We start from the raw sequence: 13,085 nt of genomic DNA on the forward strand, positions 1-13,085 counted from the left end.
TCCTCCTGGGGCACCTAACCTGGCAGGGGAGGTGGGGCGCATGCGGGAGGCGGATCCCGGGTTGTTCGGACCCGATTCGGTGACCTGGCAGATGCACGGGGATCCCATGATGTGGGTGGCGGGGGTGCGGGCGCTGTATCTGCAGGCGCTGCATCCACGGGCCGTGCGGGGCGTGATGCAGAACTCCGACTTCCGCAAGGACGCCTGGGGGCGGCTCCTTCGGACCGCGAACTTCGTCGGCACGATCAGTTACGGGGCCACCGAGGCGGCCGAGAAGGCGGGTGCGCGGGTCCGCAGGATCCACCGGATGCTCAAGGCGACCGACCCCGACACCGGTGAGGTGTACGGGGTGGACGAGCCGGAGCTGCTGCTCTGGGTGCACTGCGCCGAGATCGACTCGTATGTCCAGGTGGCGCGCAGATCCGGATTCCCGCTCGACGACGCCCTCGTCGACCGCTACATCGACGAACACCGTGTGGACGCCCGTCTGCTCGGGCTCGACCCGGAGCAAGTCCCCGCCAATCAAGCGGAGTTGACGGCCTACTTCGAACGGGTCCGGCCCGAGCTCGCCGCCGGTCCCGAGGCGCGCGACGTCGACGACTTCCTGCAGCGGCCGCCGACCCATCCGCTGCTCGTGCCGCTGCGTGCCCTGATCTGGCGGCGTGTGGCGAACCTGGCGTTTGCCGCATTGCCGCCGTATGCGCAGGAGTTGTACGGCAGGCGGGGGCCTTCCGTGAAGACTGCGGACCGCCGGCTGCGGATCGCGGGCGTCCTGCTGCGGGCCATCCCGGCCCGCGTACGCTGGCAGCTACCGCCCAAGCACATTCTGCGCGCCATGGAGCGACTCGGTCCGGGCAGCCGACCGGCACCGTACAAACTCCGCAGGCGCGCCGCCATACTGGACGGGCCGGGGAGGGCGCAGCGAAACGACGGGGGCGACAGCACGACATGCCAGAGCTGGGGGACACCAGGCTGATCCAGGGCCGCTACCGCCTGCTCGATCTGATCGGGCGCGGTGGCATGGGCGAAGTGTGGCGGGCCCGCGACGAGTCGCTCGGGCGGCGCGTCGCCGTGAAGTGCCTCAAGCCCATGGGTCCGCAGCACGACGCGCAGTTCACGCGTGTGCTGCGCGAGCGGTTCCGGCGCGAGGCGCGGGTCGCGGCCGCGCTGCAGCACCGGGGCGTGACCGTCGTCCATGACTTCGGCGAGTACGAGGGCGTCCTCTACCTGGTCATGGAGCTCCTCGAAGGCCGCAACCTCAGCCAGCTGCTCGAGGACAACCGGGCCCACCCGCTGCCCGTGCCCGACATCGTCGACATCACCGAACAGGTCGCGCACGCCCTCGCGTACACCCATGACCAGGGCATCGTGCACCGCGACCTGAAGCCGGCGAACATCATGCGGCTCGGCGACGGCACCGTGAAGATCTGCGACTTCGGCATCGCCCGGCTCGGCGCCGACATCGGCTTCACCTCACGCCTCACCGGTACGGGTATCGCCATGGGCACCCCGCACTACATGTCGCCCGAGCAGATCGGCGGCCAGCAGGTGGACCACCGCAGCGACCTCTACTCGCTCGGCTGTGTCCTGTACGAGATCGCCACCGGTGCACCGCCGTTCGACCTCGACGACGCCTGGGCCGTGCTCGTCGGCCACCGCGACACCCCGCCCGAGCCGCCCCGCAACCACCGGTCCGAACTGCCGGAGTTCTTCGAGCGGATCGTGCTCGACCTGCTCGCCAAGGATCCCGAAGAGCGGCCCGGCGACGCCCGCGAACTGGCCCGCCGTATCACCGAGGGCCGCGGCGTCCCCGCCATCCCCGCGCAGCCCCGCCCGCCGGCCCACCGCCCCGAGCAGCCGCCGTCCAACGAGCCCCGGCTGCCGTCCTGGACCCGGGGCATGACCACCGGGCACAAAGCCGGCGGCACCTCCGCCGCGCTGCGCACCACCCCGCCCGACGCGGCGGCCGGACTCACCGGCGAGTGGATCCCGCGCGGGGACACCCGCCGCGAACAGCCCGTGCCCGAACCCGAACGGCCCACCCCATCACCGGAGTTGCTCGCCGTGCTCGCGGGCCGGCACAACGCCGGGCTCAGCCTGGGCCGGCTCGGCCGCTGGGAGGAGGCCGGCGAGGTGCACCGCGCGGTGGCCGCCGAACGCGAGCACGCGCTCGGCCCCGACCACCCCGACACCCTCTCCAGCCGCTACGAGGTGGGCTTCACCCTCAGCCGCACCGGCCGCGCCGCCGACGCCCTGCGCGAATACACCCGCGTGGCCGAAGGCCGCGAACGCTCCCTCGGGACCGACCACCCCGACACGCTCGCCGCACGGCAGGAAGTCGCCTACGTCCTGGGGCAGTTGGGGCGGCACTTCGAGGCGCACCAGGTGTACCTCGCCGTGCTCGCCTCCCGCGAACGCAACCCGCGCCTGGGCCCTGACCACCCCGACACGCTGCGCTGCCGCCACAACCTCGCGTTCAACCTGTCCAGACTCGGCCGTCTGGAGGACTCCTTCCGGATGGCCCGCGACGTGGCCACCGCCCGCGCCCGCGTCCTGGGACCCGAGCACCCCGACACTCTCGTCACTCGCTACGAAGTCGCTTACGCACTCGGCCAGTTGGGCCGATGGAACGAAGCCCTGCAGACCTACCGCGAGGTCGCCGAAGCCCGGAAGACCGCTCTCGGCGCCGACCATCCCGACACCCTCGCGGCGCGCTACGAAGTCGGCATCAGCCTCGGCCGCCTCGGCCGCAGCGCCGAGGCGCTCACCCTCTACCGCGACCTCGTCGAGGACCGCGCCCGCGTGCACGGCCTCGACCACCCGGAGACCCTGCGCGCCCGCCACGGCCTCGGCGTGAACCTCGGCCGGATGGGCCGCTGGGAGGAAGCACTCGACGAGGCCCGCGACGTCTGCGCGGTGCGCGAGCGCGTCCTCGGCCCCGAGCATCCGGACACCCTGGTCAGCCGGCGCGAGGTCGCCGTCGGCCTCGGCTGGCTCGGCCGCTGGGCCGACGCACTCGTCGAGTACCGCCGCGTCGCCGCAGCCCGCGAACGCGTCCTGGGCGTGGACCACCCCGACGCGCTTGCCAGCCGCAACGACGAGGCGCACTGCCTGGAACAGCTGGGACGCGGCGCCGAAGCCGTCGAGCTGTACCGCAGGGTGGCGGCGCTGCGGCAGCAGCGCGGGACGCGATAGGTCCGACGCGGCGCGGCACCCGCCGGGCCCCGGCTCCTTGCTCTGGCGGTCCGCGATCATCCCGTGTTACGAAGAGCCATGACCGCACAAGGAGCTACGTCGGCCCTCCCCCGAGCTCTCCACTCCGTTCGAGCAGGGGGCACCCCCTCCGCCTACGACGCCGTGATCGTCGGGGCCGGACACAACGGACTCGTCGCCGCGGCCTATCTGGCCCGCGCCGGGCTCTCCGTGCTCCTGGTCGAGCGGCTCGAGAAGACCGGGGGCGCCGCGGTCTCCACGTACGCCTTCGAGGGTGTGGACGCACGGCTGTCGCGCTACTCGTACCTGGTGAGCCTGCTGCCGCGGAAGATCGTGCGCGATCTGGATCTGGACTTCGCGGTGCGCGGACGCGATGTCTCCTCCTACACGCCGGTGCGGCGCGACGGCCAGGACACCGGACTGCTCGTCGGCGGCGGCAGGGCCCGTACGCGGGAGGCGTTCGCGCGGTTCACGGGCGGCGAGCGGGAGTTCGCGGCCTGGGAGAGGTTCTACGGGCTGACGGGCCAGGTGGCCAAGCGGGTGTTCCCGACGCTCACCGAACCGCTGCCGACGCGCGCCGAGCTGCGGGCGCGGGTGGACGACGAGGACGCCTGGCGGATGCTCTTCGAGGAACCCGTCGGCGCCGCGATCGAGGAGAGCTTCCAGGACGACACCGTACGAGGGATCGTGCTGACCGACGCGCTGATCGGCACGTTCGCCGACGCGCACGACCCGTCGCTGCGGCAGAACCGCTGCTTCCTGTACCACGTCATCGGCGGCGGCACGGGCGCGTGGGACGTGCCCGTCGGCGGGATGGGCGCGCTCACCGACGCGCTGGCGCGGGCGGCGCGCGCGGCGGGCGCCGAGTTCGCCACGGGCTACGAGGCGCTGCGGATCGAGACGGACGGCACGCGGGCCGAGGTGACCTGCCGGGGCGCGGACGACGAGTTCACCGTGGCCGCCCGCCATGTCCTGGTCGGCGCCTCCCCGCAGGCACTCGCCGCTCTGCTCGGCGAGGAGCCGCCCGCACCCGCCGAGGGCGCGCAGCTCAAGGTGAACATGCTGCTCAAGCGGCTGCCCCGGCTGCGCGACCGCGAGGTGGACCCGCACGAGGCCTTCGCGGGGACCTTCCATGTGGCCGAGGGATACGAGCAGTTGGCGACCGCCTACCGCGAGGCGGCGTCCGGGACGCTGCCGACCGCGCCGCCCTCCGAGATCTACTGCCACTCCCTGACCGACCCGAGCATCCTCGGCGATCATCTCGTCGACCTCGGCTACCAGACCCTGACGCTCTTCGGCCTGCACGCACCGGCGCGGCTCTTCGCCGAGGACAACGACGCGGCACGCGCGGAGCTGCTCAAGGCGACGATCGCCCAACTGGACGCGTATCTCGACGAACCGATCGCCGAGGTGCTCGCCACCGACGCCCAGGGGCGGCCCTGTATCGAGGCGAAGACCCCGCTCGACCTGGAACGCGATCTGCGGCTGCCCGGCGGCAACATCTTCCACCGCGACCTCGCGTTCCCCTACGCGCAGGAGGGCACCGGCCGCTGGGGCGTGGAGACCGCGCACGCCAATGTGCTGCTGTGCGGCGCGGGGGCGGTGCGCGGTGGTGGGGTGAGCGGGATTCCCGGGCACAATGCCGCGATGGTGGTGCTTGGGGAGTGATCCCTCAGCAAGTGATCCCCCAGCGCCCTTACGAAGCGGGGGACTTCTCGATCAGTCCTTGCCGATAGGCGATGCCCACAGCCTCGGTGCGGCTGGCGGCGCCCAGCTTGGCCAGGATGTTGGAGACGTGGACGCTGGCCGTCTTTCCGCTGATGAACAGCTCCTCGCCGATCCGGCGATTGGTCAGCCCCTTCGCGAGCAGCAGCAGCACGTCCCGCTCGCGCGCCGTGAGGACGGCGTCCTCGGGCGCGGCCTTGACCTCCAGCCTGCCGCGGCGGATCAGCGCGTCGACGTCCTCGAGCAGCGGCCGCGCCCCCAGCGCGGCGGCCGTTTCGCGGGCGGCCAGGGCGTGCTCGGTGGCCTCGGCGCGGTGGTCGTCCGCGAGGAGCGCTTCGGCGAGCCGGCGTGCGCAACGCGCCCGCTCGTACGCGTCGCCGTACTCGGTGAACGCGGCCACCGCCTTCGTCCAGGCGGCGACGTCCGTGCGCCCGGCCGCCCGGCTTTCCTCGGCCTCGGCGCGGGCGAGCCACGCGCGGCCCTCCGGACCGAACCAGTTGTCCTCTTCCGGGTCCACCGTGTCCCGTGCCAGATCGGCAAGCTCGTGTGCCGTGTCCGTCCAGCGGCGGGCGCCCGACTCGTCGCCGGTCAGGCGCAGTTCACCGGCGGCATCGGCCACCGCGGCCAGAGCGAGCGCGGCCAGGCGGATCCCGATCGGGTGACGTACTCCGGCGGCGTCCTCGGTGAGCCGGGCGAGGGTCGCGTGCACCTGCGCGACGGCCGCCTCGGGGTCGTGGCGCAGGGCCGCACCGTCGGTCAGCGCGATGCCCGCGACGATCCAGACCATCGCGTCGTAGGGCTGGTCGAGCAGGACCCGGGCGCCCTCCTCCGCCCCCGGCTCGCCACGGCCCAGCGCGACATAGAGCGCGGGGCCGGTCACGAACACACCGGCGGCCGGCATCCGGTCGGTGTCCGCCCGTACGGCTTCGACGCACTCGTCCCAGCGACCGAGGGTGTAGAGCACCAGGGAGCGCAGATAGCGCAGCATCAGCGGGTAGTGCGCGGTGAGCAGTCCGGTGGTGCGGGCGCGGTCGAGGCCTTCAGTGAGCCACGTGAGGCACTCGTCCAGGGCGCCCGACTCGAAGCTGCCCATCGCCAGGTTGAACAGCGCCCGCAGCTCGATCGAGTCGTTCTCGGCCTTGCGGGCCAGCGCGCGGGCCTGCCGCAGCTCCTGCCGGCCCTCGGGGGTGTGGCGGGTGAACGCCCCGAGCCCCACCAGCGAGATGGTCAGGTCGGCCTGCGCGTCGTGCAGACCCAGCGCCTTGGCCTTGCCGAGCGCCTCGGCGCCCACGCGGCGTGCGGTCTCCTCGTCGCCCTTGTAGTGGGCGGCCATCACGTGGGTGGCGGCCGCCCACACCCAGGTGGGTGTGGGCGGTTCCGACGGGATCATGGCCAGGGCTTCGCTGCTGTGGGTGAAGGCGGCCGCGACGCTGTCGATGCCGAGGAGGCGGCCGGCCAGGGTGTAGTGGACGCGGGCGGCCAGCTCGGAGTCGGCGTCGGAGCCCACCCGGGCCAGCGCGGCGCGGGTGAGGGCGACGGCGCGGTGGTTCTCCCCGGCCTGCGCGGCGGCGGCGGACGCCCGCAGCGTGAGGGTGACTTCGGTGAGGCCGGAGCTGTCGGGGCGTTCGGAGGGCTGCACGGCGCCCCACAGATCGAGCGCGGCTTCGAGGTGGCGGAGCTCCTCGGCGGGCGCGCCCACGCGATGGGCATGGTCGGCCGCTTCGAGCGAGGCTTCGAGCGCGCCGGGCAGATCGTGGCTCTCTCGTGCGTGATGGGCGCGCTCGGCGGGGCGGCTGCGCGTGTCGGGCAGCTGGGCGAAGAGCCGGTGCAGACGGACCCGCTCGCCGGGCAGCAGGTCGCTGTAGACCGTCTCCTGGATCAGGGCGTGCCGGAAGGTGTAAAGATCCCGCTCATCCCCGGTCGCTCCGGGCAGGCCGCCGGATATGAGGAGCTGGCGGCCCGTCGCCTCGCGCAGCGCGGACTCCAGCTGGTCCGCGGGCAGATCGACCACGGCACGCAAGGCCTCGTGCCCGACGCTGCGGCCGGCCACGGCAGCGGCCCGCAGCACGTCCTGTGCCGTACCCGAGAGCTGCTCGAAGCGGACGAGGAGGACGTCGGCCAGTCCGCTCGGCACCTCCGCCGAACCGGCACCGCGCTCGTCGTCCGCGGTCGCGGCGAGCAACTCCTCGGCGTAGAAGGCGTTTCCCTCGGCACGCTCGACGATGCGGCGGATCGTGTCGTCCGCCGGCAGGTCCGGACGCAGCGTACGGATGAGCTGCTCGATGTCGGTGTCGGTGAGCGGCCTGAGCTCGAGGCGCTCGACGGACGGCAGCCGGACGAGCTCGGCAAGGAGCGGGCGCAGAGGGTGGCGACGGTGCAGATCGTCGGAGCGGTACGAGGCGATGACGGCCATCCGCTGCGAGGTGCCGCCCGTGCGCTGGAGCACGGCACGGCTGAGCAGGAAGCGCAGCAGGTCGCGGGTGGACTGGTCGGCCCAGTGCAGATCCTCGAGGACGAGCAGCAGGGGCGCGGTCGCGGCGAGGTCGGCGAACAGGCCGGCGATGTCCTCGAACAGGCGCAGCCGTCCGTCGGCTTCCCGCCCGGCGGCCTCGCCCGCGCCGCCACCGCCGACCAGCCGCTGGGCGAGCGGGTGTTCGGCGATCAGACCGGCGAAGCGCTCGTCGCCGGCGAGCCTGCCCAGGATCTCGGTGAACGCCAGATACGGCAGACCGACGTCGCCGAGATCGACGCAGCGCCCGGTGACCACGGTCATCCCGGCCTCCGTCGCCCGCACGGCGGTCTCGTCGAGCAGCCGGGTCTTGCCGACACCGGCGTCGCCCGCGACAAGGACGGCGCGGGCCTCGCCCTCGCGGGCGCGGTCGAGCAGGCCGGTGAGGCGGACGAGTTCGTCCTGGCGGCCGACGAGGGGTGAGGCTGTGGGCTGGAACACGCAGCCATCGTGCCATGGGGTGGCAAGGGGATAGAGGGCGCCGGCCCAGGCCTGAACCGGATGCCCGGCCTCCGGGACCACAGGGGCGTATGCGAAGGTGGCTCCCCACGGGAGGGAGCCGCGCATGAGCAGCAGTTCGAAGGTCCGCACCATGCTGAACGCGATGGCGTACGGGCAGCCGGTCGAGGTCACCAACTACTGGGGGTCGGTGAAGAAACTGTCCCGGCTCGCGGCCGTCGCCGAGCGGTTCGGCTACCAGTACGCGGACGTCGTCTTCACGATGCAGGGCCTGAAGATGCTGCTCGTCCCGGACCCAGATCCGGGGGCCCAGCAGCGGGCGCAGCAGGCCTGGGCCCAGCACGCACCGGCCGCGGGCGCGCCGCTGCCGCAGCTTCCCGGTGAGGTGCCGGAGCTGCTGCGGACGCGGATCCGCTTCGACATGTACGCGGGGCACAACGAGAAGCGCCGGCTCGCGGCCGTGCCGATCGCCTTCGCGGTCGTCGCCCTGCAGATGGCCCGCATGCCGGACGCCGCGGTGTACTGGGGCGCGCTGATAGGGGTGGCGCTGGTGGTGGCCGGCGGAAGCTACCTGCTGCGGCGCAAGTGGCGCCGCGAGTGCGGCGAACGGCTGCGGGCGCTGGGGTACGTGCCGATCACCGAGCCGACGGGGCGTGAGCGGCTGGTTCCGCCGGGGAGCCCTTACGCGCAGCCGCAGCAGCAGATGTACGGGCAGCAGCCTTACGGTCAGCCTCAGCCTTACGGTGCGCCGCAGGGGCAGGGTCCTGCTCAGCCTTACGGTGCTCCGCAGCCTCAGCCTTACGGTGCTCCGCAGCCTTCGGGCGCCGGATATGGGCAGCAGCCCCAGCCCTATGGCCAGCAGCCCCAGCAGCCGAATCCGTACGGGCAGCAGCCCTACGCCCCGCCGCAGCAGCCCGCCGCGCCCTACCCGCAGCAATCCCCCTACGGGCAGCCGCCGCACCAGCCCCCGCAGTAGCGCCCGATACGGATCAGGACGCGGCCTCGGCGATGAGCGCGGTGCCGACGCGGCGGAAGCCGAGCCGTGCGTACAGACGGGCCACCGCTTCGTCGGCCGCGGACAGGAACACCGTCTCGATGCCGAGCGCGTGCGCGTCCGCGATCAGGGCGGCGGCCACCGCCTGGGCGAGTCCGCGGCGCCGGGCGGCGGGCAGCGTGCCCATGCCGACGATCTCGGTGACCGCTCCGACGGGCTGGTGACGCCCCGACGCCAGGGCACGACCGTCCTCGACCGCCGCCGCGACCCGCGTCAGGCCCGCCTCGATCCGCTCGGCGAGCGACTCCACCGAGCCGTCGCCTGAGCGTGTGCGCGTCTCGGCGTCGAGTGCGTCGACACCGGCCTCGCCCGCCGCCGTACCGGGCGCGGAGAAAGCGAGGAACAGTACGGCGTGCGCGCTCGCCAGCGCCGGGTCGCCGGCCTCAAGCATCCGGACGAGCCCGCCCGGTGGTTCCTGCGCGGCCGCCTGCGGGTCGAGGACCATCAGCGGATGCTCGTGCACCGCCAGGCCGGAGGCCTCAACGGCGGCGCGCAGCACGGGAGTTGTCTCCTCGACCCATTCGAAGGCCTCGGGCACGCCGAGCGCACGCTGCCGGGCTCGGACGCGCCGTACGTCATCGGCGCTCACCTCGGCGCAGCCGCCCGGCGTCGGACGGGCGTAGAACGGGAAACCCTGCCCGGCGCGCACGAACAGGGTCAGCGGCCCGAAGTCCTCGGCCTCGGCCGACGAGCGGGGTGCGGCGTCGTAGTACTGCTCGATGCGCTGCAGCAGGGCGGCGGTGGGTGCGGGAGCGGGATCCGGAGAAGTCACCAGGGCATCCAAGTCCCGCCGCGACCCATCCGCCACCGAATAGCCGCAGCCGAGCAGACGGCCGTTCCGCTCATTGCAACCGGGCAGAAGGGCCGTCAGACTCACCGCAGCCGAGCCGAGCCGAGCCGAGCCGAGCCGAGCCGAGCCGAGCCGAGCCGAGCCGAGCCGAGCCAGGCCAGGCCGACACCCACTCCGCGGCCCCGCTCAGTCCCGCGAGGCCGCCCACCCCACTGCCTCGATCCGCGCCGCGTCCGAGGGGCGTGCCTCGTCGAACAGGCGCCGGGAGCCTGCCTGGACGAGCAGCTGGTCCACGTAAGCCCCGCGCCCCACGTACAGCTGATCGGTCGTGTACCGCCACCGCAGCCGTACGGAGCCGCCTTCCGCCGCGGGCAGTTCGGCCGTCGCCCGGTGCCAGGTGCGGTGGGCCCAGCCCGTGACGCGGCCGTCGGGGTGCGGTCCTGACACCGGGCCTTCAGTGGTGAAGGCCAGGGGCGACCACGTGGTGCCCTCGTCCGTGGAGGCTTCCAGCCGGAGGAAGTCGGAGTTCGGCTCCGTGTCCCACCACAGGGAGCAGCTCAAGCGGGCGCCCTCGGCCGCGGGGAGCGCGGGGAGGGTCAGGGTCGCCGAGGTGGAGCCCGCCATCCCGGAGAACCACGCGCTGCGCCCGCCCGCCGGACGCACCGGCACCGCACGGGCCAGCCGGTTCGCGGTGGCGACACGCGGCGCCGAGCCGGAGCGCCAACTGCGCACCGGGTGGACCGAGTTGCCGAGGACGACGAGGAACGAGTCCGTGGTGGGGTCGAGGACCAGGGACGTGCCGGTGAATCCGGTGTGGCCCGCCGTACCGGGTGTGGCCATCGCGCCCATGAACCAGTGCTGGTAGAGCTCGAAGCCCAGGCCGTGCTCGTCGCCGGGGAAGTCCGTGTTGAAGTCGGTGAACATCAGCTCCACCGAGTCCCGGTTCAGGATGCGGGCGCGCCCGTACGAGCCGCCGTTGAGCAGACAGCGGCCGAGGATGGCCAGATCCCAGGCGCAGGAGAAGATGCCCGCGTGACCCGCGACACCGCCGAGGCTGAAGGCGTTCTCGTCGTGCACCTCACCCCAGACCAGACCGCGGTCGAGCCCGGACCAGGGCAGCCGGGCGTCCTCGGTCGCCGCGATCTTCGGCTTCCAGGACGCGGGCGGGTTGAAGCGGGTGCGGCGCATGCCGAGCGGAGCGGTGATCTCCTCGCGCAGCAGGACGTCGAGCGCGCGGCCGGTGATCTTCTCCAGGACCAGCTGGAGGGAGATCAGGTTGAGGTCCGAGTAGAGGTACTTGGTGCCCGGCGGGTTGAGGAGGGTCTCCTTCCACAGGAGTTGGAGCTTTCCCTCGTACGTGGGCTCCCTGAAGAGCGGGATCCAGGAGCGGAATCCGGAGGTGTGCGTGAGGAGTTGGAGGACGGTGACGTCCTGCTTGCCGCCGCCGGCGAACTCCGGGAGGTACGAGGCGACGGTGGCCTCGAGTTCCAGCGTGCCGCGTTCGATCTGCTGCACGGCCAGGATCGAGGTGAACAGCTTGGAGACGGACGCCAGGTCGTAGACGGTGTCCTCGGCCGCCGGGATCTGCTGGTCGGCGGGGAACTCGACGCCGGTGTCGGTCTTCTCGTCGTACGCCGCGTAGCGCACGGCCATGCCGATCGGCTCGTGCAGCGCGACGGTGGAGCCGCGGCCGGCGAGGAGTACGGCGCCCGCGAACCACGGGTGCTTGGGGGAGGGGCCGAGGAACTTCTCGGCGTCCACGACCAGTTGGCGCAGCTCGCCGGGGAGCAGCCCGGCCTGCTCGGCCGATCCGCGGCGCAGGGTGCGCGCGGAGCCCGCTTCGGCCGCCGGAGCGGTGCCCGCCGCGGCGGCGGGTCCTGCCGGGAAGGGCACCAGGGCGAGGGCGCCGCCCAGCGCCATCATGCCCTGGCCGAACCGGCGCCGGGAAAGGGCTGCTTGTCTGGGAACCTCGCCGTGTTCTGCGTGCGCCTCACGCATGCCGTACTCCTCCGCGTATCGATAATGAAAGATACTTTCGCGATCTCGACAGCCGAATGAAACCTTCTTTCGCGGTGGTGTCCCTGTCAAGAGTCCCGGGGTGCAGGCGCGTCGAGTGCCGCCACGGGCAAAGAATCTGACACTCAGTCAGAAAATCTCTTCCCTCGCCCGCGCGGCTGCGGCATCCTGCCCGCATGCAGACGGAGCTGAGCAAGAAACTCGGAGTCGAGCACGCCGTTTTCGGGTTCACGCCGTTCCCCGCCGTGGCCGCCGCCCTCACGCGGGCCGGCGGATTCGGCGTGCTCGGCGCGGTCCGTTACAAGGATCCGGACGAACTCAAACGCGACCTCGACTGGATGGAGGCGCACACCGACGCGAAGCCGTACGGCCTCGATGTCGTGATGCCCGCGAAGAAGGTCGAGGGGGTCAGCGAGGCCGATGTCGAGGCGATGATCCCCGCGTCCCACCGGGAGTTCGTCAAGGAGACCCTCGCCAAATACGGCGTCCCCGAGCTCGCCGACGGCGAGGCGTCCGGATGGCGGATCACCGGCTGGATGGAGCAGGTCGCGCGCAACCAGCTCGACGTGGCCTTCGACTACCCCATCAAACTCCTGGCCAACGCGCTGGGTTCACCGCCGGCCGATGTGATCCAGCGGGCCCACGACCACAACGTGCTCGTCGCCGCCCTCGCGGGCAGCGCCCGGCATGCGCGCAAGCACGCCGAGGCCGGCATCGACATCGTGGTCGCGCAGGGCTACGAGGCCGGCGGCCACACCGGCGAGATCGCCTCCATGGTGCTCACGCCCGAGTGCGTCGAGGCCGTCGCCCCGCTGCCCGTGCTCGCGGCCGGCGGCATCGGCAGCGGCGAACAGGTCGCCGCCGCCCTGGCGTTGGGCGCGCAGGGCGTGTGGACCGGATCGATCTGGCTCACCACCACCGAGGCCGACATGCACTCACGGGCGGTCACCGAGAAGCTGCTCGCGGCCGGCTCCGGCGACACGGTCCGCTCGCGCGCGCTGACCGGAAAGCCCGCACGGCAGCTGCGCACCGAGTGGACCGACGCCTGGGACGACCCGAACGGGCCCGGCACGCTGCCGATGCCGCTGCAGGGCCTCCTGGTCGCCGAGGCGCTCACCCGCATCCAGAAGTACGAGGTCGAGCCGCTGCTCGGCACGCCCGTGGGCCAGATCGTGGGCCGGATGAACTCCGAGCGGAGCGTCCAGGAGGTCTTCGACGACCTCACCCGCGGGTTCGAGCGCGCCATCGACCGCATCAACAAGATCGCCGGCCGCGCCTGACCGGCCCGGCCCACCGACCCACGGCCCCGTAAGCCAGGA

The 13,085-nt window shown here is 72.7% G+C and carries 8 protein-coding genes; 5 read left to right on the top strand and 3 right to left on the bottom strand.

The window, feature by feature from the left end:
* Positions 1 to 40: 40 nt before the first annotated feature.
* The 3 genes from H9Y04_RS20705 to H9Y04_RS20715 all read left to right on the top strand — a co-directional run bounded on the left by H9Y04_RS20705 (position 41) and on the right by H9Y04_RS20715 (position 4,881).
* Complete coding sequence (locus H9Y04_RS20705) at positions 41 to 976, top strand: oxygenase MpaB family protein (protein ID WP_187815428.1); 936 nt, start codon at positions 41 to 43, stop codon at positions 974 to 976.
* The gene (locus tag H9Y04_RS20710) at positions 958 to 3,195 is read left to right on the top strand and encodes a serine/threonine-protein kinase (RefSeq protein WP_187815704.1); all 2,238 of its coding nucleotides are present in this window, start codon (positions 958 to 960) and stop codon (positions 3,193 to 3,195) included. Before H9Y04_RS20705 ends, H9Y04_RS20710 begins: the two co-directional genes overlap by 19 nt.
* Before the next feature lie 78 nt (positions 3,196 to 3,273).
* Positions 3,274 to 4,881 (top strand): phytoene desaturase family protein, encoded by a 1,608-nt coding sequence (locus H9Y04_RS20715; protein ID WP_187815429.1) that lies wholly within the window; start codon positions 3,274 to 3,276, stop codon positions 4,879 to 4,881.
* Positions 4,882 to 4,909: 28 nt separating this feature from the next.
* Here the strand turns inward: H9Y04_RS20715 and H9Y04_RS20720 are convergent, their stop codons facing one another.
* Complete coding sequence (locus H9Y04_RS20720; protein ID WP_308801050.1) at positions 4,910 to 7,888, bottom strand: helix-turn-helix transcriptional regulator; 2,979 nt, start codon at positions 7,886 to 7,888, stop codon at positions 4,910 to 4,912.
* A gap of 124 nt (positions 7,889 to 8,012) precedes the next feature.
* On the opposite strand from H9Y04_RS20720, the gene H9Y04_RS20725 reads away from it, so the two are divergent.
* Positions 8,013 to 8,882: a hypothetical protein gene (locus H9Y04_RS20725; protein WP_187815430.1), complete on the top strand. Its 870-nt coding sequence runs from the start codon at positions 8,013 to 8,015 to the stop codon at positions 8,880 to 8,882.
* Positions 8,883 to 8,895: 13 nt separating this feature from the next.
* On the opposite strand, the gene H9Y04_RS20730 is transcribed toward H9Y04_RS20725, so the two are convergent.
* Together H9Y04_RS20730 and H9Y04_RS20735 are read right to left on the bottom strand one after the other, a co-directional pair.
* On the bottom strand, positions 8,896 to 9,732 hold the full coding sequence (locus H9Y04_RS20730; protein WP_187815431.1) for a GNAT family N-acetyltransferase: 837 nt from the start codon (positions 9,730 to 9,732) through the stop codon (positions 8,896 to 8,898).
* A 204-nt stretch (positions 9,733 to 9,936) separates the two neighbouring features.
* Positions 9,937 to 11,673, bottom strand: coding sequence for a serine hydrolase domain-containing protein (locus H9Y04_RS20735; RefSeq protein WP_438818127.1), 1,737 nt, complete (start codon positions 11,671 to 11,673; stop codon positions 9,937 to 9,939).
* Between the two features lie 269 nt (positions 11,674 to 11,942).
* On the opposite strand from H9Y04_RS20735, the gene H9Y04_RS20740 reads away from it, so the two are divergent.
* Positions 11,943 to 13,046, top strand: a complete 1,104-nt coding sequence (locus H9Y04_RS20740) for a nitronate monooxygenase (RefSeq protein WP_187815433.1) — start codon at positions 11,943 to 11,945, stop codon at positions 13,044 to 13,046.
* Positions 13,047 to 13,085: the final 39 nt, after the last annotated feature.

Origin of the sequence: Streptomyces polyasparticus (genome assembly GCF_014493765.1) — a bacterium.
Classification (GTDB): domain Bacteria; phylum Actinomycetota; class Actinomycetes; order Streptomycetales; family Streptomycetaceae; genus Streptomyces; species Streptomyces polyasparticus.